Here is a 21,808-nt window from a genome sequence, read left to right as displayed (position 1 = left end):
ACCGCGCTCACCCCCGGGCCCCACATCGTCAGCACGCCCGTCTGCCAGGCCGGAACTACGCCCGTCTCCTGGCCCACCGTCGGTACCCAGCCGGGCTGTCGGACCAGGGCCGTGCCCGGCTCCGGGTCCCACGTCGGCAACGCGACCGTCTGCCCGGGCGGGACCGCGCCCGTCTGCCAGGTGGTCGGTGCCGTTGGGTGTGGGTCCGGTGGGTTCTCGGTGTGCGGGCTCGTCATTGCCGGGGCCTCCGGCAGTAAGCGGGACCGCACGGTTCGTGGGGCACGAAGGCCCGCGCCCGGGGGGACGGCGTCGGCGTCATCGCAGGGCCACCTCTCCCGGCGACACCCCGAGCCCGCTGGGCGCGGCCGTGCTCGGGTCGGCGTCCGTCTCGTCCGCGCCGGACAGGCCCCACCAGCCGGCCATCCCGAAGCACACCGCGGTCAGTACGGTCGAGGGTCCGCCGATGTCGGCGTACGCGAAGTCGACGAGCTGCCAGATCAGCAGACCGCAGGCGACCAGGGCGCAGTCCAGGCCCCGGCCGCCGGCCGCGCGGGCCCGCCACAGGCCGCGCAGCGCGCACACCAGCAGGGCCAGCCAGCCGCCCGCCAGGCAGAGCAGGCCGATCAGGCCCTGTTCGCCGAGGACCAGCAGGTACATGTTGTGCGGGGACAGCAACGGCTGCTTGCGGTACGCGGCGCCCGCGCCCTCGGTGTCGCTGCCGGAGGACAGCGCGAGGGAGGCGTGTCCGTCCCGGTACTCGGGAAAGCCCTTCAGGCCGACGCCGGTCAGCGGGTGCTCGCGCCACATGTCGGTCGCCGCCGCCCACATCGTGTACCGGTCGATGACCGACTGGTCGGGCGCGTCGGTGACCTGGGTGATGCTGTCGATCCGCTCCTGCAGCATCGCCGTACCCGCCCCGAACCCGCCCACCAGCACCACGCACACCGCGACCACGGCCGCGCCCGTCCGCAGCGCCCGCCGCACCCCGGCCAGCACGAGCTGGACGGTGAGCGTGACCGCGGTGGCGATCCACGCACCCCGGCTGAAGGAGACCGCGAGGGGGAGCAGCAGGGCCACGGCACAGGCGGTGGCGGTCAGCCGTACGCGGACCGGGCCCCGGCCCAGCGCGAGGCCCGCCGCGCACACCACCCCGAACGACACCACCGTCGCCATGCCCATCACGTCCGACGCCCCGAAGGTGCCGACCGCGCGGATGTTCTCGCCCTGATAGGAGGCGCCGGTGCCGGTGAGGTACTGGTGCACCCCGATCCCGCCCTGGCACAGCGCGAGCGCCACGAACGACCAGGCCAGCAGCCGCAGATCCGGCCGGTTGCGGACGAGCAGGACCACGGCCGCGGGGACCAGCACGAAGATCTGCAGGTAGCGGCCGAGGCCGGTGAGCCCGGCGCCCGGCGACACCGCGTTCATCGCCGCCAGCGCGAGTCCGGGCACGGGCAGCGCGAGGACCAGGGCCGCGGTGCGGGTCAGCGGGCGGCGGCGGGCGCGCAGCAGCCGTACGGCGCAGTAGGCGACGACGAGCGCGGACAGCGCGTCGGCGGGGCCCGCGCCGCCCTCGCCGCCGGGCGAGACCGGCAGCGCGAGCAGTGCGACCACGGCCACCACGGGCAGTACCGGGGTCAGGAGCGCGCGGCGGCGCGGCGACAGGGCGAGGGCCATCGGTCAGCTCCCAGTAGAGCGCACGAGCGCGGCCGCGGTGCGCAGCAGGATGCAGATGTCCTGCCACAGCGACCAGTTGTCGATGTAGGCGTTGTCGAAACGGGCCCGGTCCTCGATGGAGGTGTCGCCGCGCAGCCCGTGGATCTGGGCCAGCCCGGTGATGCCGGTCTGCATGCGGTGCCGGGCCGCGTAGCCGAGGTGGGTCTGGCTGAACCGGGCCACGAAGTAGGGCCGTTCGGGGCGCGGGCCGACGAGGCTCATGTCACCCCAGAAGACGTTCCACAGCTGGAGGAGCTCGTCCAGCGAGGTCTGCCGCAGGAAGCGGCAGAAGGGGCTCATCCGGCTCTCGCCGGCCACGCTCCACCGGGTGGCCGCCTCGTGCTCGTCGACCGGGCGGTGCGTGCGGAACTTCAGCAGGGTGAACGGGCGCCCGTCCTTGCCGATGCGCTCCTGCCGGAAGACCACGCCGGGTCCGTCGGTGACCCGCAGCACCACCGCGCACACCAGCAGCACCGGGCTGACCAGTACCAGCAGCGTCCCGGAGACCAGCATGTCCAGCAGCCGCTTGCCGAGGCTGCCACGCCGCCGCGAGCCGAGGTCCAGACGCCGTACGGCGAAACCGGCGAGCTGTTCGCGCATCTCGTACGACGGACAGTCCGCGTCCACCTCCCACACCGTGCAGCCCGACTCGGCGAGCGCCCGCAGCAGCGGGCCCTGCCGGGTGCGTACGGCGGGATCGACGGTGAGCACCTCCCGCACCCCGTTCCGGATGAGCGCCCGCTCCACCTGCTCGCCGGTGCTGAGCAGGGGCAACACGCCGCCGCCGTCCGGGTGGTCGGCCACCACGCCGACCGGGCGCACTCCGCAGCGCGGGTGCCGCAGCAGCGCGGCGGCCACCCGCTGCGCGGTCGCGGCGGGCCCGATCACCAGGGCCGTGCGCGGGCGGCGCAGCAGCGCGACCCGGCGCCGCCAGTGCACCAGGCCCCGGCCCGCGCAGGCCGCCGCCGCGTGCAGCGTCCAGCCCAGCAGCAGGGTGCGGACGCCGAGGGCGCGCTCGGGGTCGTAGGCGGCGAGCAGTGCGGCCAGTCCCAGCCAGGTCACCGCGATCCGGCCGCACACGGCGGGCAGTTCGTCCAGGACACCGGGCACCGGCCGCGCGGTGGGCGGGCGCAGCAGCAGCGCGCCGGACACCAGGACGGCCACCAGCAGCGGGCGGCGGACGGCGTCCAGCGCGCCCGCGCCGGCCAGCGCGGCGAGAAGGTCGGCCGTGAGCAGCGGCAGCGGTGAGGCCGGCCGGACGGGCGGGCGCCGCAGCGGGAGCCGGAAGCCGCCGGCCGCGCGGGCCGGCAGCACCGAGACCGACGAGGACCTGTGGTCCCATGGCTGCGCGCCGGGGGAGGGAACGGTACTTTCCGCAGTCACGAGAGGATGGACTCCCTGCACTCGGAGGGCACGCGCAGCTCCGTGCCGAGCAGGTCGCGGTACAGGGCCGCGATCCGCCCGGCGGTGTGCCGTACGTCGTGCGTGGACAGGACGTGCCGGCGCCCCAGGCCGCCGAGCGCGGCGCGCAGCGGCGGGTCGGACAGCAGCGCGGCGACCGCCCCGGCGAGCGCGGCGGGGTCCTCGGGCGGGACCAGGCAGCGGGCGGCGAGGGCGGGCGGCAGGCTCTCGCGGGCGCCGCCGACATCGGTGAGCACGACGGGCCGGCCGCAGCCGAACGCCTCCAGCGGGGCGAGCGCCATCCCCTCCCAGCGGGAGGGCAGCACGACCAGGTCGGCGGCGCGGTACCAGGGCACGGAGTCCGCCACCGCCCCGGCGAACCGCACCGAAGGGTGGGCGAGGTGACGTAACGTCTCGCGGTCGGGACCGTCACCGACCAGCACGAGCCTCGCCCGCGGCACGGTGTCGAGCACCTGCGGCCAGGCCCGCAGCAGCACGTCCTGGCCCTTCTGCCGGCACAGGCGGCCCACGCAGACCACGACGGGCGAGGCCGGGCCGGGTGCCGGGAGGAGCGCGGCAGGGGGCCCCGGCGAGAACCGTCGCGTGTCGATGCCGTTCGGGACGACCGCGTACGCGGCCCGTACTCCGGCGCGTTCTCCCATCGAGCGCTCGGCCTCGCTGACGCACACCACCCGGTGGGCCCAGCGCGCCCCCCACCGCTCCCAGCGCAGCGCGAGGGCCGCGGTCGGGCCGCCGACCGCCTCGAACGACCACGCGTGCGGCTGGAACACGGTCGGGATCCGCCCGCGGACGGCGAGCCGGCCGGCCAGGCCGGCCTTCGCGCTGTGTGCGTGCACCAGTTCGGGCCTTACCTCGTCGAGCAGCCGTACGAGCCGCCGTACCTCGCCCGGCAGGCCCGGACCCGGGGCCCGGACGGCGCGCCACTCGTGCACCTCGGCGCCCAGCGCGCGCAGGCCCGCGGCCAGTTCGCCGCCGGGGCAGGCGGCCACGACCTCCAGGCCCGCCGCGAGCTGGGCCCGGGCCAGGTCGAGTACGACCCGGGCGACACCGCCGTCGACGGGTTGCGCCAGGTGCAGGACCCGGGGCCGCGGGGCGGGTGCTGACTGGTGCATACGCGGGTTACCTCGCTCCATGGGGGCGCTGTGGATGCGGTCGGGACGCGCCTCACACCTGTGCGTCCACGGCGGCGAAGAGCGCGCCGGCCCACGCCGCGTCCGGGTGGGAAACGAGCCGGAAGCCCGGCTGGTCACCGCCGTGCCGCAGGGCCGGGCCCAGATCGAACACGTCGGAGTCGTAGCCGAGCGTGTTGGCGTAGGCAGGGATCCGCCCGGCCGGTACGTCACCCGGTTCGCTGATCGTGGAGTTCAGTACGTCGTCCGTGGGATCGGCGGCGTCGCCGAGTGCGACCGGCGTACGCCGGGGGCCGAGGGAGAGCGTGAGCCTGTCGCCCGCGCTGCCGGGGTCGCCGTCGTACGCCACCAGGCCGACGCGTCCGCCCGCCCCGGCCGGCACCCGTACCCCGGCCATCCGGACGTCGACCGGCGTGTCCAGGGTGTCGAAGCCGTCCCACAGGGTCAGGTTCCGCAGCGGCTCCGCCGGGTTCTCGTACGCCACCACCAGCGTCCAGCCGCCCCATGCCCCGGCCGCCGACCGTCCCTTGGCGACGTTCACCTGCGCCACCGTGTACAGCCCCGGACCGCTGGCCCGGACCAGCCTGGTGACGTCCGCCGAGGCCTGGAAGGCGTCCGCGCCGTGCGCCACCCGGTGGCCCACGACCGTGTCGGCGCGGACCTCCTTGTACGCACCGCCCGGCTCGGCGATCAGCACCCGTCCATCGGCGCGCGGCGGCTTCTGCTCGCCGACGCGCAGATTGCCGCCCCAGTACAGCCGTGCGTAGATCACCCGGCTGCCCTTGGGGAGGCGGACCTCGGCGCGGGAGGAGTTGTAGGTGTTGGGGTCGCGGTCGACGTCGACGTAGGACATGTCGAAGTCCTCGTTGGCCGCGGCGCGTCCCCGCCGCACCGCCCCGCACGCGGGTGCCTTGCGGCCGCGGCAGCTGATGGAGGCGTTGGCCGCGCGGACGAACCCGCCGTGCCGCAGCGCGGAAAAGCGCTCGGCGAACGGCAGGCGGGCGGTCTCGGGGGAGGGCGGAGCGGCCGGCCGGGCGGGGGCCGGGGCGGCGAAGGCCAGAGCGGCCGCCGCCGTGCACAGCAGCGGACCGAGGAACTTGCGCATGACCGGCGGGGCCCTTTCACACGTGCTGGAGAGGTCCGCAACTCTAGTGGCCATATGTATTAATCCGGAGAAACCCGACAAGTGTGTCGGAATGGTGAAGGCCGCCCCCCTCCGTACATCACCCCATTGGCGGCACAACTCCCGGCGCCACAGCGCGTTGACACAGCGCCGGGCATCCGCCCGGATGTTTGTGTCGATTCCAAGGAGCACCTCTCCATGTCGCGTATTGCGAAGGGTCTGGTCCTGACCTCCGCCGCCGTCGCGGCCGTCGCCGGCGGTGCCGGTGTGGCCGCCGCCGGCTCCGACGCACACGGCGCCGCCGCCAACTCCCCGGGCGTGCTGTCGGGCAATGCCGTCCAGATCCCGATCCACGTTCCGATCAATGCCTGCGGCGACACCGTCGACGTCATCGGCCTGCTGAACCCGGCGTTCGGCGACACCTGCGCCAACACCTGACCTCGGCACACCCCTTCGACCGGCCGCCCGCCCCACGCATCCACGACGGGGCGGGCGGCCGGTTTTGCGCTCGGCCAGACGGATCACAGGTGTGTTCGAGCGGTTGCGGGGCGCTATCGGTGAACGGACGGTGGGCTCAGGTCCCGATCTTCATCGAAAGGAACACTTATGCGTGGTCTGTCCACGCGGCGTCTAGCGTCCACCACTCTCTGCGCCGCCGTCCTGGTCGGCATCACCGGCCCGGCAGCCGTGGCCGTCGACTCGGCACACGAACGCGCCCATGCCGCGTCGCGGGCGCCCGTCCCCGGAGCCGAGAAGCTGCTCGACCAGGTCAAAGCCCTGCGCAGCACCGGCTCGGTCCTCAACCCGGCCCTCGATCTGCTCGAACAGTCCCTGACCAAGGGCAAGTTGCCCCCCGACCAGGCCAGGAGGCTCGGCGCCGCGGCGAAGAAGGCCATCGCCAAGGCCGTGTCGGACCCGACGCCTCCGGCACCGACCACTGCGACCGCGCCTACGGTTCCGATGGCGCCTACGGTTCCGACTGCGCCGACGCTCCCCGCGACGCCGGCCGTCCCCGCGACGCCGACGCTCCCGGCGACGCCGACCGTCCCCGCGACGTCGACGTTGCCCGCCGCGCCCACGGCACCTGTCACCGCTGCGGCTCAGAGCCTTCCCACGAAGCAGCCGTCGACCGCCGCCAAGCCGAGCGCGCCCGCGAAGCCGAGTGTGTCGGCCAAGCCGAGCGCGCCCGCGACGGTGAGCGCCGCTGCCAAGCCGAGCGCGCCTGCGAAGCCGTCCGCCCCCGCGACGCCGACGACGCCCGCGAAGCCGTCCGCCCCCGCGGCACCCACGGCCCCCGCCGCTCCGACCGTCCCCGCCGCTCTGACCACGCCCGCGGTCGCCGCCGTCCCCATGAGCGCGAGGATCGTTCACAACAGGCCGCCCGCGGCCCGCGACCTCACCGATGACGCGCTCGCCGCCCTGGACAAGGCGATCGACAACCTGGTGAACTCGGTCACCTCCCAGCTCGACCAGCTGATCTCGTCCGCCAGCAACCTGATCGACGGCCTGGTCAACCTGCTGACGACCACGCTTCTCGGCAAGGACATGCCCGCGCCCAGCCTGACCTCGCTGCCGTCCCTGCCCTCCGTGTCCGCGCCTTCGAACCTGCCGGCCACCTGACGCGGAACGGCTCCGCATCCCTCGGCCGTCGTGTCCCGGTCCCCCGGGCCGCGACGGCCGGGGCCTTCTCCCGACGAGCCGTTTCTCCGGGGTTTCATATGTCTTCTCCACGTGGGGTTTCCGGCCCGGCCGGACCTCGTTAGGCACGACGTCAGAAGTCCCTGGGGTGACGTGAGTTGCCGAAGAGAGGAACATGATGAAGTCCCTGAAGGCTGCCGCTGTCGTTGCCGGTTCCGTAGCCCTCGCCGGCACCGCCGCGCCCGCGTTCGCCTACAACACCGCCGACGTGACGCCCACCAGCCTCAACGGCGCCGTCAACCGGCTCACCAGGGGTCCGCTCACCCTGCACGACGCGATGCCGCTGCAGCACCAGTCGGACGCGCTCGACACCGAGAACAAGGACTCCGTGCTCAACACGGTCAAGGGCGCCGCCGGCGCGCTGAACCAGCACAACCCGCTGCTCGGCGGCCTGCCCCTGCAGAGCTGACCCCAGCCCCTGCGCACGGGGGCGGGTACCGCACTCGCGGCACCGGCCCCCGGCGTTTCCGGTCCGCTTCCCTCAATCGTGTGGAGCGGCGAGCGGCACTGGTCCGGAAGGGTGAGAAGCCACCCGGCGGCGCGCAGACGCGTCGATAAGGTCGCGCGGTGACCTCAACCTCTAGCGACATCCGTTCCGCGGACCTCGGCACGCTCGTCCTCCTGGCCTGGAGCGGCGAGGCCCCCGACGGCGCCGACATGCCCTACCTGCTGGCCTACTCCCTCGGTGACGCCGAGGGCGGACCGGAGGCCACCGCGGCCGCGGTCGAGCAGCTGCTGACGAGCAACGGGCTGCCGGTCGGCGGCGACCTGGTCGACGGCAACGGCCGGCCCAGCCTCCCCGTCAGCCTGCTGGTCGAGGCCGGCCAGGCCGTCCTGCGGATGAAGCAGCTGGTCGCCCAGGCCGACGCGCCCCCGGAGTGGCTCGCCGCCGTCGGCCGGCGCGGCTACGCCTACCTCGTCTTCACCACCCGCGCCTGGCCCGAAGGCCGGCCCGGCAGGCCCGTCGAGGCGGCCGCGCTGGCCGAGTTCGCCGGTGCCGAGGAGACCCTGACCGCCGCGGCGCACGTCGTCCTGCCGGCGACCAGCCTGCGCGGCTGATGTCCACAACCCCGTCGGGCGGCGCAGACTCCGGGACCCTGGTGGGCGGCAGAGGCTTCGGACTGCTGCTGGTGATCACCGGGGCGGCCGGACTGCTCGCCTCCTGGGTCATCACCCTCGACAAGTTCAAGCTGCTGGAGAACCCGAACTTCGTCCCCGGCTGCAGCCTGAACCCGGTGGTGTCCTGCGGCAGCGTGATGAAGAGCCCCCAGGCCTCGGCGTTCGGCTTCCCCAATCCCATGCTGGGCCTGGTGGCCTACGGCATCGTCGTCTGCGTCGGCATGAGCCTCATCGCCGGAGCCCGCTTCCCCGGCTGGTACTGGCTGCTGTTCGAGGCCGGCTGCCTGTTCGGCGTCGGGTTCGTCTCCTGGCTGCAGTTCGAGTCGCTGTACCGGATCAACGCGCTGTGCCTGTGGTGCTGCCTGGCCTGGATCGCCACGATCCTGATGTTCTGGTACGCCACCTCGCTGATCGTCGAGTACGGCTTCCTGCCCGCACCGCGCCTGCTGAAGGGCTTCTTCGCCGAGTTCACCTGGGTGCTTCCGGTCCTGCACATCGGAGTGATCGGCATGCTGATCCTGACCCGCTGGTGGGACTTCTGGACGAGCTGATGAGTGACGAACCGACTATTACGGCGGTCGGGGGAATTGTGAACTGAAGCTGTTTTCCGGCTCGTTACGCGGCACGGACGTCGAATTCCCGCATTCCCGCATCCTGAAAGGGACCGTACCTGACATGAAGTCGACCACCCGAGGAACCCTTGCCGCCGTCATCGCGGGCGCCGCGGCCGCCGTGGGGGCCGCAGCCACCCCCGCCGCCGCGGCCGGCGCCGTCCCCGTGCCGGTGCCGCTGGAGGGCGTCTCCCAGTCCCTCGGCATGGAGGTGCCCAAGGCCGGCCTGGAGGTGCCGCTGCTGACCCCGGGCACGCCCGACGGCCCGCGCTATGTCACCGGGCGCCTGCTGCCCGACCGGACCCTGCCCCGGCTGCCCGTCAAGGGCGCGCTGCCCGGCGCCGGCCTGCGGGCGCCGCTGCCGCAGCTCCTCGGTGACCACTTCGACCACGTCGGCGTCGACGCCCCCGCCTCCGACCTGCGCACCCTCGGCCCCGGCCTGAACGTGGACGGGCCCCTGACCGCGCCCAACCCGCACAACTTCGGCCTGCCGGGCCTCAAGCTCCCCCAGGCCGGCGTCCTTGCCCCGGCCCTCCGGACGGTCGCGGGCGCGAACCTGAGCAGCGGCCCGGGGCTGTAGCCCCCAGGCCCCATCCCCCAGGCCCCACCCCTCCAGTTCATCCGCCGGCTCCCTGCGCGCGGGCCGTCGTACCCACCGGATGGCCCTCAGGGGGTGACCCTCCGTGCCCCGCGCCGGTTAGCCGGTACGGACATCTGATCACGGACATCGATCACGGAGGAGCGAGCGATGGTCGTCGGCGTCGGCACGGTGACGGTGAATACGGAGCAGCGGGGGAGAGCGCGGGCGGCAGCCGGGCCGGCACGCAGAGACCTGGCGCGGGGGCTGCTGGCCTCCGCCGCCGCCCTGGGCCTGGCCCCGGTCGTCGCCGCGTCCCGGCCCGTGCCCCCGGTGCAGAGCTGCGACGACACGTCCTTCGACGAGACCTACCGGGGCCGCCGCATCCAGGGCGTACTGGTGCCGGCGCCGGGCCAGAAGGCGAGCGAGGGCGACTGGCGGATCACCGTCAACGGGCGCCCGCTGCATCTGATGCGGCGGGCCGACGGCACCTGGCTGAGCATGGTCGACCACTACACGTCGTACCGCACACCACTGGAGGCGACCCGGGCGGCCGTGGACGAGATCGGCCCCGGCCAGCGGCTGCGCGAGCCTGCGACAGGGCCGACGAGCGGGGCGAAGGGCGGGCAGCGGGGCGGGGAAACGGGTGAGGGGCACATGGGGCATGCGATGGGGGGACTCGATGGCGTACGTGCGTAAGGACGTCAGCACGCTCACCAGGGGCGAGCGGCGCCGGTTCGTGAACGCGCTGCTGGAGCTCAAACGGCGCGGCGAGTACGACGAGTTCGTCCGCATCCACCTCGCCTTCTACACGCCCGACGGCGAGACCGGACTGCGCACCGCGCACATGGCACCGTCCTTCCTGCCCTGGCACCGCCGGTTCGTGCTGGAGCTGGAGTGGGCGCTGCGCCGGGTCGACTCCTCGGTGACGGTGCCGTACTGGGACTGGACCCGGGACCGCACGACGACCTCCGTGCCCTGGACGAAGGACCTGCTCGGCGGCAACGGCCGGCGCTCGGACCGGCAGGTGATGAGCGGGCCGTTCGCCTACTCGGCCGGCCACTGGACCATCAAGGAGGGCGTCACCGACGGCAAGTTCCTCACCCGGGACCTGGGCCGTTCCGCCGCCCCCATCCAGCTGCCCACCAGGAAAGACCTCAAGTGGGCGCTCGACGACCCGGTCTACGACGTCCGGCCCTGGGACTCGACCGTCACCAAGGGCTTCCGCAACAAGCTGGAGGGCTGGGGGAGGGGCAGCGGCAGCGCCTCCTGGCACAACCACAACCGGGTGCACCGCTGGGTCGGCGGCGCGATGCTCGGCGGGGCGTCCGTCAACGACCCGGTGTTCTGGCTGCACCACGCCTTCCTCGACCTGCAGTGGCAGCGCTGGCAGCGGGCCCACCGCGCGCACCGCTATCTGCCGGCCGAGCCGCCCGGCTACGCCGACGACCAGCACGGCCGGGTCGTCGCCCGGCACGAGAAGCTCCCGCCGTGGGACGTGACCCCCGACCAACTGGAGGACGTGAGCCGGATCTACCGGTACGGGTGAGCCGTCGGCGCGGGACGTGAGCTGCTGACGCGGGTACGGAAGAAGCCCCGGCGCTCGGACTGCCGGGGCTCTCACCTGGGGGGCGGATCAGCGGCCGTAGCCGCCGTTGCCGTAGTGGTCGCCGGGGCCGGGGTTGCCCGTCTTCTTCTCCCCGCCCTTGTTGATGCACTTGTCGCCGAAGGCCGGGTTCAGCAGGCCGATCACGTCGACGGTGTTCCCGCACACGTTGACCGGGACGTGGACCGGAACCTGGACCAGGTTGCCGGACAGCACACCCGGCGAGCCGACAGCCGCGGCCTCGGCGCCCGTGTCGGCCAGGGCCAGTCCGGCCCCGCTGATCACCACGGCACCGGTGCCGAGAGTGACGGCGGCTGCCTTCGCGATGCGAGACATCACGTTCTCCTTTTGTTGCTCGACAAGCGCAGCGGCAGAGCGGCCGCCGCACTTCCCGTTCAACGTCGCCCCGCGGGGGCTGGTCACGGTGATCGCCCGCGCATCACCCTTTTACGGCACCCTGAACGACGGCCTTGCCGGCGGCTTGACCGGCGGCCCGGCCTGTCTTAGGTCAGGGCAGTCGTCGTACCGGGGAGCCCGCCAGGTAGGCGCGGATGTTCTCCACCGCCTGGCCGTAGTACGTCGTGTAGTTGGCCCGCGAGACATAGCCGAGGTGGGGCGTGGCGAGGAGGCGGGGTGCGGTGCGCATCGGGTGGTCGGCGGGCAGCGGCTCGATGTCGAAGACGTCGACGCCGGCGCCCGCGATCCGGCCCCCGTGCAGCGCGGCCAGCAGGGCGTCCTGGTCGACGACCGACGCTCGGGAGGTGTTGATCAGGTAGGCCGTCGGCTTCATCAGGGCGAGTTCGGCGGCGCCGATGAGGCCGCGGGTGCCGTCACCGCCGGGCACGTGGACGGAGACGAAGTCGCTTGCGGCGACCAACTCCTCCTTGGACGCGGCCGGTTCCACACCGTGCTCCGCGGCGCGCTCCTTGGTGAGGCGGGGGCTCCACGCGCTGACGCGCATGCCGAAGGCGAGCCCGACCCGGGCCACGCGGGCGCCGATCCTGCCGAGGCCGAGCACACCGAGCCGGGAGCCGTGCAGATCGGTGCCGACGGTGGACTGCCAGGGGCCGCCCGTACGCAGCGCGGTGTTCTCCTCGACGATCCCGCGGGCCAGCCCGAGCAGCCGGGCCCAGGTCAACTCAGCAGGCGGAATGCCCGAACTGTCGGTGCCGCACACGGTGACGCCGTGCTTCTCGGCGGCGGCGTAGTCGATGACGGTGTTGCGCATCCCGGAGGCGACGATCAATCCGAGCCGGGGCAGGCGGGCGAGCAACGAGGCGGGAAACGCGACGCGTTCGCGCAGTGTGACCACGATGTCGTAGTCGGCGAGGGCAGCGGCGAGGGCGTCCTCGTCGTCGAGGTGCTCGCGCAGCGCGACGACCTCGACCTCGTCCTCGATCACCGACCAGTCGGCCGACTCGACGGCCACACCCTGGAAGTCGTCCAGGACCGCACAGCGAAGTCGCACGTCGTCCCTCCCTTTCCCACGATGACGGTAACGGCTGTTCAACAAGGGAGCCCAGGGCCGCCATCTCAGGTAAACGGAACCCAAACTCCTTCTTTCTTCCTGTTGTACAACTCCTCACCTCTTTCTTACGTCGAACCGGTGAACAGCGGCGTACGCCCCGCGCGGGCGCGCATCCCGGAAGAGGAACCTGCCCATGACCATCCGTCGGCTGTGCGGAGCCCTGCGCGTGCGCAGGACGACCGACCTGCTCCTCGTGCTCCTGCTCGGCGCCGGTTTCGCCGCGCTGCCGGTCTTCGCCCTGCTGCCGTCCCTGTGGGGTTTCGTGGCGGCGACGGCAGTGACGTACGTGGTGGACGAGGTGCTGCACGTACGGGTTCCCGCTTTCGTGCGCCGGCTGGCGGCGCTGCATCTCGACCGCACCATGCGGTTCGCGGTGCGTACGGTGATGCTGCTGGCGCTGGCCAGCCGGCTGGAGGCGCCGGACGCGGTGCTCGTCGCCGGGCTCGCCGTCTTCAGCGCGCACTTCGCGACGATGATGTTCTACACGGCCGTACACCACGCCGTCCGGCGCCGCCGGATCCTTCCGCTGGTGGTGCGCAACCTCGACATGAGCGAACTGCCCGTCCCGGAGCAGCCGCCGGCCCTTCTCTACCGCCGTCACCTGCGCAAACTCCTCCACTTGGACCTGCCGGCGCACGCCGGGCTCCTCGTGGCGGCGGCCACCGGGAGCGAGTGGGCCGCCTACGCGGGCTTCACGCTGACGATCGGGACGACCACGGCGGCCGCGCTGGGGATCCTGGCCCAGTACCGCAGGGCGCGCCGTATGCCTGCCCGGGACGAGGTGTTCGCCGCGGTGAACCGCCAACTGTCCGGGTACCGGCCGGAAGTGGCCCTGTACTTCAGCTTCGCGGCCGTCTCCCGTGACTTCATGTACCAGGTCAACATGTGGATCGAGACGCTGGAACGGCTGGACATGCGCCCGGTGATCATCCTGCGCGAGCGGCCGTCCTTCCGTTATCTGAGCCGCACCTGGATCCCGGTGGTGTGCGTCCCGAGGGCGGAAGACCTGGCCGAGCTGGAACTCTCCGCCGTACGCGTCGTCCTGTATCCCGGCAACGCGGGCAAGAACGTCCACATGCTGCGCGTCGCCGAGGCCAAGCACGTCTTCATCGGGCACGGCGACAGCGACAAACTGGCCAGCAGCAACCGGGTCAGCAAGGTGTACGACGAGATATGGGTGGCCGGCCGCGCGGGCCGCGACCGGTACCAGCGGGTCCGGCACGCCATCAGCGACAGCGCGATCGTGGAGGTGGGCCGCCCGCAACTGTCCCCGATCCGCCTGCACGCCGACCACACCCCCGGCCCGCTCCCCGTGGTCCTCTACGCCCCGACCTGGGAGGGCTGGAGCGACGACGACTGCCACACCTCCCTGATCCCGATGGGCGTGCCCCTGATCGAGAAGCTCCTCGCGGAGAACGTCCGGATCATCTACAAGCCCCACCCCCTCACCGGCAAGCGCTCGGCCGAGGCGGCGGCGGCCGACCGGGCGATCCGGGAACTGCTGCGCGCCGACAACGAGCGGCGCGGCGCCGCCGATGCGGAGACGGCCATCGCCGCGGCCCGCCCCCGGCTGAGGGAGATCCAGACCCGCCTCGACGAACTCGCCGGCCGGCACCGGGGCGACGACGCGGCACAACTACGCGCGGCACGCGTCCCCGACCGCGCGGGGGAGGCGGAGTGGCAGGAGCTGCGGTCGGAATGGCACCGCGTCTTCTGGGAGAGCCGCGGCCCCCTTCACCACGACGTCATCGCGGGCCGACTCCCATCCCTGTACGACTGCTTCAACCAGGCCGACATGCTGATCAGCGACGTCTCCGCGGTGGTCGCGGACTTCGTGGCGAGCCTGAAGCCGTACGCCCTGACCAACGCCCACGACCTCCCCGACGCCGAGTTCCGCGCCGCCTACACCACGGCGGGCGGCGCCTACCTCCTGGACCGGGCCTGCACCCGCCTCCCGTCCATCCTGACCTCGATCCGCTCCCCCCACCCGGACCCCATGGCCCCGGCGCGCCGCACCCTCAAGGACTACGTCCTGGGCCCCGAGCACCCCTCCTCGATGGAACGCTTCAACGCCGCGGTGAACGCCTTGGCCCGGAAGGCGACCGCGGAACAGACCCAGCGACCGACGGACTTGGCGGCGTGAGCGGCGGCGGGACAGGGGCGCTGGTGCATGCCGCCCGATCGAGTTGATCACGATAACGTGACAAACCTTCATTGAACCGCCAACTACCTTTACGGCACCTTTACTTACTGCCATGCTGCTCCGGCTGAGACCAGAACCAGCAAGTGGAGCCCATCACATGGACGACATCAAGCCCGCCACCGAGTCCGGCCAGAGCGTTCCGATCCCGGCCGGAGGCGCCGTCGCACCCGGCACCGCCGGCGTCCCCGCCGCGGTCCGTCTGTCCGGCCTGGCCATGAAGCGCCGTGGACCCGTCGCGGTGTGGCTCGGCCTGCCGCTCATCACCCTCGGGATTTACCAGCTGGTCTGGTACTACAAGATCCACAAGGAGCTGCAGGAGTTCGACCGGCGCCGGGTCCTCAGCCCGACGGGCAGCCTGCTCGTCATGATCTTCCTGGGCTGGACCCTGATCGCGCCGTTGATCTCCTTCCACAACACCGGCAAGGCCATCGCCAACGCCCAGCGCGCGGCCGGCCTGCCGGTGACGTGCAGCGCCGCCGCGAGCACCTGGCTGACCTTCGTCTTCGGCCTCAATGTCTGGTACATGCAGCGCCAGCTCAACCTGGTCGTCGACGCCTACCCGGGCGTCGCTCCGGGCACCGAGGTGCCCCTGGCTGCCTGAGTCCGGCAGTCGGTCTGCTGATCACCGGTTCCGCTGACCAGCACGACGGAAGAAGCCCGCGGCTCTGACCGGCTCAGGTGCCGGGGGCTTCTGTCGTATTTCGCCGCGTGTTCGACACGGTCGACAGTCACCGGCGAAAACCCGCCGAAAACCTGGCGAAAGCCGGACAGCCCCGGAGCGTCCGTCCTTGATCGCCACGGGGGCGTCCGGGGCTGACATGTGTCGGGTCCTCACCCACTCCGGCACTCTGACGAGCGAACCGAGTGCCGCTGCCGTCCGCCTCCGTTGCCGTCAGCGCTGTCGTCAATCGAGGGCGCGAGGACTCAAGTGGCGTGAGAGGCTCCGCGAGAAGGAGCCGGCTCGGATGGGTTGGCGAGGGGAGAGGTGTGGGAGCGCTCGTAGCCGTCGTCGGGCTGGTCGTGGGCCTTGGAGGAATCGTCCTCCTGTTCAATCTGCGCGGTATGGCGGACAAGGCTGCCGACTACCGAAATGCGACGAGGGCCGCGATTGGTGCCCAGAAGATGCAGTTGGAGCTCATGGAGGAGTCGCGCCTCGGTCCCTGGTTCTTCAGGCTGATCGGTGGAGTGCTCGCGCCGGGCGGGCTCTTCTTCTGCCTCGTTGGCCTGATCTATGCGTAGAGCGGGCTGAGAGGCACACCCGGCGTCAGTTGAGGTCGGCCCCCCAACCGCAGTGGTCAAGAGCCTCGCGGCTTCCCGGTCGAATGGGCCTGGGTTGCCAGGCTTGCGGCACCCTGCGCGTCACCGGTCGCCTCGGAAACGCCGGTACTCGTCGTTCATCAGGTCCCAGAAGGACTGGTAGCGGACTGCGCCGGGCAGCCAATGGGCGATGAACCAGGCTTCCCATTCGCCGTCTGCCGATACCACGCACGGGTTGAGGAGGTAGACCTCGGTGGCCTCGGGCGTGTGGCTGATCTTCAGGGTGTGAGGCACGTGCTCGGGACGTATCGAGACGGGGTCCTGAGCTTCGCCGTAGACGAAGTACTCCTCGTCGGCGATCCGTGCGCCGGCAGCCCCGTAGGCGTCGGTCCAGGCCGCCGCGAGGGCGGGGTCAAGATCCCGGGTCCAGCCGACCTCTTGGGCCGACAGGATCCGCTCGATGTCGGAGGTCGTGTTGAGCCAGCCATCGCTCGTCAGCAGGAACTGCCGGTAGCTAGTCGGCAGTACGGCGCCCAGACGGTCCTCAAGCGCGCCGACCACATCGAGGCCGGCACCTGCCCGTCCCAGCCATCGAGCCTGGCGCACGTCCTCGGAGAACGGCTCGGTCCGTTCCTGCTCGTGCAACACCGGATCGAGCCACTCATCACTCCAGCGCTGCAGCAACTCCCGCCACGGGTAAGACGGCCCGTCGGACTGGCCGCGCCTGTCGCTCACAGCAGCAGACTAGAGGCAGGCGACGACTGCCCGGTACACACGATCTCCGGCTGCTCAGGTGACCGGGCATCCTTCCAGGTCCGTGCGGGTAAGTATCGAGCCCAGCGGCACCGAGTCATCCGTCACCCTGACTGTGCAGGGGAGCGGCACCTCCTTCAGGCGGCCTCCATGCAGCATCCAGAGCCCAAAGCAATCGTCGTCCTGGTCCCGAAGCAGGACCTGCACGGAGGGGGGATACGGCCAAGGCATCTGTTCCAAGTGGCGTAGGAGACCAGTCCAGTTGGGTCTCCAGAAGTCAATGGCCCATGCATCCATGCCGGGGATGGGCTCAAACTGCTGGTGCCACTCACGGTGATCGTCAGGTTGGGTGAGAGGCTCCATCACCTCTCTGGCTCCGAATGCGATGACTATCACTTCACAGTCTCTACTCATGCGCGGCATCTTCAGGGCGGTCGGCAATGGACGTCAACGGCCTTTTGAATCGCTCGGTCGTCCCTCCTCACAGGTGCTGAGCGTGGCTGTGGACCCTTGGTCGTTCATGTCACCGGATCCGCCGCGGCGCCGAGCAGACCTCTAGTAAGAGGTTCACCAAGCTCGACACGCGTATGGCGCGACCCCTTCGTTCTGAAGGATGCCGGCACGTCGGTCAGTCATCCGAGGCCCGATGACAGCTGGCTACGGTCGTCGAGATTGCTGTGCTTCGCTGCTGTATTGCTTTGGCCGGTTCATCGACAAGGTGAGCACCGTGCATCGCAGACCTGACGGCTCTGGAACCTTCGGCGGGCTTCGGTAAGGCTCATCGAGCCGTTGGGACCACCACGGATGACGTCCGCATCGTGGTCGTCCTGTCCGTCGTCCTCCCATCCACACACTTGGCACATTTCGAACCCGCCGCGATGGGTGTGCGTCATGTGGTGACAGCATGGGCAAGGCTCCGTACCGGTCTCCGGAACCCCATGGTTGTTGACAAATGGAACGGCCACCCCCTCATCGTAACCCTCGTCGAGAGGGCGTCCGGGGCTCGGCGGTGTCGAGCGTCTCCCGCCCTGACCAGCAAAAAGCCCTCCCGAGCGCGAGAGCGGAGACTTACGCCCCCGGCAGGACTCGAACCTGCGGCCAAGCGCTTAGAAGGCGCTTCGCATGTTTGCCCGTAATAGGGCCTTGACCTGGGCAGTTGTGTGACCCGACAACCAGTTGCATGCCGACTTCGACACGCATTCGACTCGGCTCTTGGCACCTGTAGACGGCCCTCAGTAGCCGGTCTACTGATCACCGATCTCGCTGACCAGCGCGGCCGACGAAGCCCGCGGCTCTGACCAGCTCAGATGCCGTGGGCTTCTGTCGTTGTTGGTTGACGTTGGCTGACCTCGGACGGCCCCAGGACGGCCCAGGTATGAGTCCTTGCAGAGGTGCGGCCTTGCGCAGCGTGACCCTATGTGCTGATCGGCTGGACTAGGCGTGCGTTGGCTTCGTCGATGGCCTGGAGGTGACCTGCCGGCACCGACCGCGCACCACCTCTCGCAGGGGCCGAACCATCGTCCCTGACCGGCTCGGGCCCGTCGGTTCCCGGCCCTGTCGCGTGACTGCCGCTGGACAATCACACTGGTCGGTGGGGCACCCTCTCGGAGGGGCTTGCCTGCGACGGAAGGACGGACCCATGCCCACGGAGACGCTTCCCGGCCCGCTGCGATTCCTGGTCTTCGGCGCGGCCCTGCGGGCTGATTCGGCCAACGCCCGCCTCGCCTCCCTCGTGGCCCGGCTCATCTCCGACGCCGGTGCAGCCGTCGACCTCGCCACCATGCGCGACTTCGACATGCCCTTGTACGACGGAGACATGGAGGCCAGCGAAGGACTGCCACACGGCGCCCTCGCCCTACGCGACCGGCTTGAGCAGAGCGACGCCTTCGTCATTTCCTCGCCGGAATACAACGCCTCCGTGCCGGGAGTACTGAAAAACGCGATCGACTGGGTCTCGCGTGTCAGGCCGCAGCCGTTCAAGACCAAGCACGCGCTGCTCGTCTCCGCCTCGCCGTCGCTGGTCGGAGGCAACCGCGGATTGTGGGCTCTGAGGATTCCCCTGGAACACCTGGGCACCCGCGTCTACCCGGACATGTTCAGCCTGGCCAACAGCTACCAGGCCTTCGCCGAAGACGGAACACTGGCCGACCCGGGGCTCCAGCAACGTCTCACCGAGACGGTGTCGGGTTTCCTCAGCCTCGTCGAAGCGGACGTGCGCTACGTCTGCCTCGAACGTCGTTGGTACGAGTTCCTGGGCGACCGTACCGAGGCGGCCATCACCCAGCGGGCCGAGAAGTGATGCCGGGACGCCCCAAGTTCAGGTCCTTGTGGGCACCGGCTTGAGACCCCGACGCGACCACCGCTTTAGGAGTTCGATGGATCCGCCACGACTGTCGTGACCCCGCTGGGCATCAAAGCTCTGGACGGTCGTTCGGTGTTGCCCCTGTCCGGTCCGTCGGCTCACTGCTACCAGACGTGCTGGCGTGAGCACCGCCAGACTTACGACAGACCCGCTTATTGCCCTCGTCACACTTGGACAGGATGAACCCGTCGAACCGCATCAGCTGGGCGCACTCAGGGCACGTGAGTGGGGAGTCGGAGGACATACGTCGCACCGTAGCCTCCCAGACGGTTGCCCTCCTCACCCCTTCTGATCCGTAGCTCTAGCCGCAACGTCGAGAGACGGTCATTCTGGTGCCCTGGTATCGGCTGAACTCAGCTGTTGAGACCAAGAAGACGCCTCGTCGACGCAAGCATTCCGGTCAGCGTCTTGTTGGTAGGAGCATAACCGGGGGGAGATAGACCTTGACTGATAGTGGCTGGGTTGCGGTCGCTGGAGCGGTGGTCGGCGGCAGCCTCGCTGGCATGATCGCCCTTGTGCAAGTGCGGTGGCAGCATAAGTTCGATACGACTAAGAGCCGCGAGGACCGTCAATGGACCGAGAGGGCGACGGCCAAAGAGCGAGATCATATCGAAATGGCGCGGCGTCGGGACGAGTTGCTGGAGATCTATACGAGTTATCAGCTGGCAGCGGATCGAGTGGAGAACGCGGTGCGAGAACTCGCGGACGCCAGACGCGCTGCGCACTCAAATGAGCCCCGTTTCGATGAGGCTTACGAGATCAAGCGGGATTCCTACGAGACTGCTCAGAACGAATACGATAAGGTGTGTGAGGTAGTTAAGCTGATTGCGCCATTACATACAATTGAAGCAATACTTCACCAACGACAGTTGTTTAACCGATTTGCCCTCCAGGCCTTCGACGGCAGTTACGATCACACGGCAAGTTTCCCGGCCATTACTGAAGTGGCCGAGCCCGTGCTCAAAGCTATGCGCTTGGATCTACGTTCCTTTGGCCTCAGCGGGCTGGACTGATCCGTACATGGCTGTGGATCAGAGGAGTTCCTCAACTCTGCTTCGCTGATGGGCGCCTGCGCCGGTACCCAACCCACCATCGCTCACCAGGGAAAGGGCTGTCCTCGGCTGTCGTCATCTGTCGTCGTCGGCTGCCCTCGGACGGCCCACAGACGGCCCCGGGGATACCCCGGGGCCGCTAGTGGTTCCCGTTGCCTGGCCCCCTCGATGCGAACTATGGGCGGGGCGGTCGCTGAAGTCTGCCCGGCTGATCAGACGTGCGCTCGCGGGTGGGGTTGGTCGGCTGCGGTTGCGGCGGTTGCTGTACTTCGCTGCTGTACGCCACACCCCAGTGGCAGGCTCGGCCGTCGACCGCCGGCGCGGGACGCCCTCCACGTCCGTCACACGCGGGTGGTGTTCTGGTCCAGGATGGCCCGAAGCCGGTCGAGGTCCTCGGCCTCATGCACGCCCCGCTTGGGCAGGACTTCGAGCCACATGATGTTGGGGTCACGGCTGAGCAGGACGAAGTGGTCCGTCGTCTCCCGGTAGCCCTGGTAGACAGACCACTTCTGGACCAGCGTGCTGTGGTCGCTGCGGCAGGTGATCCCGGCCGCAGACACGGTGGCGCGGTACTCACCTTGCCATCCGATGATCCGCTGTATGTAGGCGACGTGCAGCCGTGGGTACCCCCACATCCACAGGACAACGAACAAGAGCAGACCGGTCGAGACCACGTCGATAGTGATCAGCCAGAACCCTATCCCCAACGCGAGGAGCACGCCCCGCAGCACCAGCTTGGTCCGCTTGACCCGGTCGCGGACCCGCAGGCCGACCCGTGTGTCGGCAGGCTGCGGCCGGTACACCAGCTGGACCGCGGACTGTTGGTCCACGACATCGTCAGAGGTTTCCGCGCTGCTGTCGGTACCTTCGGTCCTGCCGCCCTTGGCCATGATCCCTCCCTGGTACGAAGATCGCGGGATCCTATCGAACCTCAGTACTGGACTACTGGAAGAGCTTCTACTCGCGATCCAACTGCAGTCTTGAAAACCGTCGTGGCGCGAGTCACCGTGGGTTCAAATCCCACACCCACCGCACAGGTTGACGGCCCCTGACCAGGTGAGACGGTCGGGGGCCGTTGCGTTGTGCTGTGCCCGCTCGTCTCCGTGGTTCCCCGTAGTTTCCCGCTCGATCGGGCACGGGCGGGGCACGGGCCCCCTTGGTTTCCTGCCCGGGAAGTGATGATCAGTAGCTGGTCAACTGGTCGCCAAGGACCGTTGGCGGTCGGTGGCGGTCATGTCCCCTGTGGTGGTGTAGCGAGTTCGATCTGATCTTTGGTTTGGGGGTAGATCGTGTCCATGCTTCCCTCGGGGAGATAGCGGCGAGGAAAGGCGATCCACTCGTCATGCATCTCGACGAGCACGGCGGTGGTGAGGCGCTCGAGGGCGTCGGGGTTGGGGAAGATCTGGACGACGTCGGTCCGGCGCTTGATCTCCCGGTTGATCCGCTCCAGCGGATTGGTTGACTGGATCTTCTTCCAGTGCCGATCAGGGAAGTCCGCGAAAGCGGTCAGATCCTCCTTCGCTTCCAGGAGCATGACCCTGACCTTGGGGAACTGGCGGCCGAGCATGTCGGCGACGGTCTCGAGCTGGGCCCGGACGGCTGCGGCGTGGGGCTGGGCGAAGATCGTGCGGATGGTGGCGGCCACCATCTC

24 protein-coding genes and 1 tRNA gene are annotated in these 21,808 nt (G+C 70.2%); 13 read left to right on the top strand and 12 right to left on the bottom strand.

Annotated features, from left to right (window positions below; genetic code table 11):
• The 5 genes from ACIBJF_RS04315 to ACIBJF_RS04295 all read right to left on the bottom strand — a co-directional run.
• Positions 1–236, bottom strand: a 236-nt coding sequence (locus tag ACIBJF_RS04315; RefSeq protein ID WP_399172156.1) for a hypothetical protein, incomplete at its 3' end; no start/stop codon positions are given.
• A gap of 79 nt (positions 237–315) precedes the next feature.
• Positions 316–1,677 (bottom strand): O-antigen ligase family protein, encoded by a 1,362-nt coding sequence (locus ACIBJF_RS04310; RefSeq protein WP_399172155.1) that lies wholly within the window; start codon positions 1,675–1,677, stop codon positions 316–318.
• Between the two features lie 3 nt (positions 1,678–1,680).
• A complete protein-coding gene (locus ACIBJF_RS04305; RefSeq protein WP_399172154.1) occupies positions 1,681–3,099 on the bottom strand; it encodes an exopolysaccharide biosynthesis polyprenyl glycosylphosphotransferase in 1,419 nt (472 codons plus the stop codon).
• Positions 3,096–4,250 carry a glycosyltransferase gene (locus tag ACIBJF_RS04300; protein WP_399172153.1) on the bottom strand — a complete coding sequence of 385 codons (1,155 nt, stop codon included), beginning with the start codon at positions 4,248–4,250 and terminating at the stop codon, positions 3,096–3,098. The genes ACIBJF_RS04305 and ACIBJF_RS04300 overlap by 4 nt, the downstream gene beginning before the upstream one ends.
• A 52-nt stretch (positions 4,251–4,302) precedes the next feature.
• Positions 4,303–5,373 carry a DUF3344 domain-containing protein gene (locus ACIBJF_RS04295; protein ID WP_399172152.1) on the bottom strand — a complete coding sequence of 357 codons (1,071 nt, stop codon included), beginning with the start codon at positions 5,371–5,373 and terminating at the stop codon, positions 4,303–4,305.
• 216 nt (positions 5,374–5,589) lie between these two features.
• On the opposite strand from ACIBJF_RS04295, the gene ACIBJF_RS04290 reads away from it, so the two are divergent.
• From ACIBJF_RS04290 to ACIBJF_RS04255, 8 genes are all read left to right on the top strand, one after another.
• Entirely contained in the window at positions 5,590–5,829 is a 240-nt protein-coding gene (locus ACIBJF_RS04290; protein WP_399172150.1) for a chaplin, read from the top strand.
• A 168-nt stretch (positions 5,830–5,997) separates the two neighbouring features.
• On the top strand, positions 5,998–7,011 hold the full coding sequence (locus tag ACIBJF_RS04285; RefSeq protein WP_399172149.1) for a hypothetical protein: 1,014 nt from the start codon (positions 5,998–6,000) through the stop codon (positions 7,009–7,011).
• Between the two features lie 196 nt (positions 7,012–7,207).
• Entirely contained in the window at positions 7,208–7,498 is a 291-nt protein-coding gene (locus tag ACIBJF_RS04280) for a hypothetical protein (RefSeq protein ID WP_399172457.1), read from the top strand.
• A gap of 158 nt (positions 7,499–7,656) precedes the next feature.
• Positions 7,657–8,148 (top strand): DUF5949 family protein, encoded by a 492-nt coding sequence (locus ACIBJF_RS04275; protein ID WP_399172148.1) that lies wholly within the window; start codon positions 7,657–7,659, stop codon positions 8,146–8,148.
• Positions 8,148–8,759 carry a vitamin K epoxide reductase family protein gene (locus ACIBJF_RS04270; RefSeq protein WP_399172147.1) on the top strand — a complete coding sequence of 204 codons (612 nt, stop codon included), beginning with the start codon at positions 8,148–8,150 and terminating at the stop codon, positions 8,757–8,759. Before ACIBJF_RS04275 ends, ACIBJF_RS04270 begins: the two co-directional genes overlap by 1 nt.
• Positions 8,760–8,883: 124 nt before the next feature.
• Complete coding sequence (locus ACIBJF_RS04265; protein ID WP_399172146.1) at positions 8,884–9,399, top strand: hypothetical protein; 516 nt, start codon at positions 8,884–8,886, stop codon at positions 9,397–9,399.
• Between the two features lie 168 nt (positions 9,400–9,567).
• Entirely contained in the window at positions 9,568–10,095 is a 528-nt protein-coding gene (locus ACIBJF_RS04260; RefSeq protein WP_399172145.1) for a tyrosinase family oxidase copper chaperone, read from the top strand.
• A complete protein-coding gene (locus tag ACIBJF_RS04255) occupies positions 10,079–10,945 on the top strand; it encodes a tyrosinase family protein (RefSeq protein WP_399172144.1) in 867 nt (288 codons plus the stop codon). Before ACIBJF_RS04260 ends, ACIBJF_RS04255 begins: the two co-directional genes overlap by 17 nt.
• 87 nt (positions 10,946–11,032) lie before the next feature.
• Here the strand turns inward: ACIBJF_RS04255 and ACIBJF_RS04250 are convergent, their stop codons facing one another.
• On the bottom strand, positions 11,033–11,338 hold the full coding sequence (locus tag ACIBJF_RS04250) for a chaplin (protein WP_399172143.1): 306 nt from the start codon (positions 11,336–11,338) through the stop codon (positions 11,033–11,035).
• Positions 11,339–11,510: 172 nt separating this feature from the next.
• Positions 11,511–12,470, bottom strand: coding sequence for a D-2-hydroxyacid dehydrogenase family protein (locus ACIBJF_RS04245; protein ID WP_399172142.1), 960 nt, complete (start codon positions 12,468–12,470; stop codon positions 11,511–11,513).
• 193 nt (positions 12,471–12,663) lie between these two features.
• On the opposite strand from ACIBJF_RS04245, the gene ACIBJF_RS04240 reads away from it, so the two are divergent.
• The 3 genes from ACIBJF_RS04240 (at position 12,664) to ACIBJF_RS04230 (ending at position 15,972) form a co-directional block, all read left to right on the top strand.
• Positions 12,664–14,673 (top strand): hypothetical protein, encoded by a 2,010-nt coding sequence (locus ACIBJF_RS04240; RefSeq protein ID WP_399172141.1) that lies wholly within the window; start codon positions 12,664–12,666, stop codon positions 14,671–14,673.
• Positions 14,674–14,830: 157 nt separating this feature from the next.
• Positions 14,831–15,334, top strand: a complete 504-nt coding sequence (locus ACIBJF_RS04235; protein WP_365323565.1) for a DUF4234 domain-containing protein — start codon at positions 14,831–14,833, stop codon at positions 15,332–15,334.
• Between the two features lie 386 nt (positions 15,335–15,720).
• Entirely contained in the window at positions 15,721–15,972 is a 252-nt protein-coding gene (locus ACIBJF_RS04230) for a hypothetical protein (protein WP_399172140.1), read from the top strand.
• Between the two features lie 120 nt (positions 15,973–16,092).
• Here ACIBJF_RS04230 and ACIBJF_RS04225 read toward each other — a convergent pair whose 3' ends face one another.
• The 3 genes from ACIBJF_RS04225 to ACIBJF_RS04215 form a co-directional block, all read right to left on the bottom strand.
• Positions 16,093–16,725: an SMI1/KNR4 family protein gene (locus tag ACIBJF_RS04225; RefSeq protein ID WP_399172139.1), complete on the bottom strand. Its 633-nt coding sequence runs from the start codon at positions 16,723–16,725 to the stop codon at positions 16,093–16,095.
• A 725-nt stretch (positions 16,726–17,450) separates the two neighbouring features.
• Positions 17,451–17,708 carry a CPCC family cysteine-rich protein gene (locus ACIBJF_RS04220; RefSeq protein ID WP_399172138.1) on the bottom strand — a complete coding sequence of 86 codons (258 nt, stop codon included), beginning with the start codon at positions 17,706–17,708 and terminating at the stop codon, positions 17,451–17,453.
• A gap of 106 nt (positions 17,709–17,814) precedes the next feature.
• Positions 17,815–17,886, bottom strand: a tRNA-Arg gene (locus tag ACIBJF_RS04215).
• Between the two features lie 496 nt (positions 17,887–18,382).
• On the opposite strand from ACIBJF_RS04215, the gene ACIBJF_RS04210 reads away from it, so the two are divergent.
• Entirely contained in the window at positions 18,383–19,042 is a 660-nt protein-coding gene (locus ACIBJF_RS04210) for an NADPH-dependent FMN reductase (RefSeq protein ID WP_399172137.1), read from the top strand.
• A gap of 506 nt (positions 19,043–19,548) precedes the next feature.
• Positions 19,549–20,118: a hypothetical protein gene (locus tag ACIBJF_RS04205; RefSeq protein ID WP_399172135.1), complete on the top strand. Its 570-nt coding sequence runs from the start codon at positions 19,549–19,551 to the stop codon at positions 20,116–20,118.
• A 380-nt stretch (positions 20,119–20,498) separates the two neighbouring features.
• Here the strand turns inward: ACIBJF_RS04205 and ACIBJF_RS04200 are convergent, their stop codons facing one another.
• Positions 20,499–20,987, bottom strand: a complete 489-nt coding sequence (locus ACIBJF_RS04200) for a YcxB family protein (RefSeq protein WP_399172134.1) — start codon at positions 20,985–20,987, stop codon at positions 20,499–20,501.
• Positions 20,988–21,388: 401 nt separating this feature from the next.
• Positions 21,389–21,808 (bottom strand): transposase (locus tag ACIBJF_RS04195; protein ID WP_399172133.1); only part of this gene is annotated, 420 nt, incomplete at its 5' end.

Source organism: Streptomyces sp. NPDC050743 (assembly GCF_044456925.1).
Classification (GTDB): domain Bacteria; phylum Actinomycetota; class Actinomycetes; order Streptomycetales; family Streptomycetaceae; genus Streptomyces.
The sequence above is the reverse complement of the archived record's forward strand: the minus strand, read 5'-3'. Positions and strand labels throughout refer to the sequence as shown.

Bases quoted from the DNA above. Each gene is read 5' to 3' on its own strand.
- ACIBJF_RS04310 (WP_399172155.1), bottom strand. From the start codon at position 1,677: ATGGCCCTCGCCCTGTCGCCGCGCCGCCGCGCGCTCCTGACCCCGGTA.
- ACIBJF_RS04300 (WP_399172153.1), bottom strand. From the start codon at position 4,250: ATGCACCAGTCAGCACCCGCCCCGCGGCCCCGGGTCCTGCACCTGGCG.
- ACIBJF_RS04295 (WP_399172152.1), bottom strand. From the start codon at position 5,373: ATGCGCAAGTTCCTCGGTCCGCTGCTGTGCACGGCGGCGGCCGCTCTG.
- ACIBJF_RS04290 (WP_399172150.1), top strand. From the start codon at position 5,590: ATGTCGCGTATTGCGAAGGGTCTGGTCCTGACCTCCGCCGCCGTCGCG.
- ACIBJF_RS04285 (WP_399172149.1), top strand. From the start codon at position 5,998: ATGCGTGGTCTGTCCACGCGGCGTCTAGCGTCCACCACTCTCTGCGCC.
- ACIBJF_RS04280 (WP_399172457.1), top strand. From the start codon at position 7,208: ATGAAGTCCCTGAAGGCTGCCGCTGTCGTTGCCGGTTCCGTAGCCCTC.
- ACIBJF_RS04270 (WP_399172147.1), top strand. From the start codon at position 8,148: ATGTCCACAACCCCGTCGGGCGGCGCAGACTCCGGGACCCTGGTGGGC.
- ACIBJF_RS04265 (WP_399172146.1), top strand. From the start codon at position 8,884: ATGAAGTCGACCACCCGAGGAACCCTTGCCGCCGTCATCGCGGGCGCC.
- ACIBJF_RS04260 (WP_399172145.1), top strand. From the start codon at position 9,568: ATGGTCGTCGGCGTCGGCACGGTGACGGTGAATACGGAGCAGCGGGGG.
- ACIBJF_RS04255 (WP_399172144.1), top strand. From the start codon at position 10,079: ATGGCGTACGTGCGTAAGGACGTCAGCACGCTCACCAGGGGCGAGCGG.
- ACIBJF_RS04250 (WP_399172143.1), bottom strand. From the start codon at position 11,338: ATGTCTCGCATCGCGAAGGCAGCCGCCGTCACTCTCGGCACCGGTGCC.
- ACIBJF_RS04240 (WP_399172141.1), top strand. From the start codon at position 12,664: ATGACCATCCGTCGGCTGTGCGGAGCCCTGCGCGTGCGCAGGACGACC.
- ACIBJF_RS04235 (WP_365323565.1), top strand. From the start codon at position 14,831: ATGGACGACATCAAGCCCGCCACCGAGTCCGGCCAGAGCGTTCCGATC.
- ACIBJF_RS04210 (WP_399172137.1), top strand. From the start codon at position 18,383: ATGCCCACGGAGACGCTTCCCGGCCCGCTGCGATTCCTGGTCTTCGGC.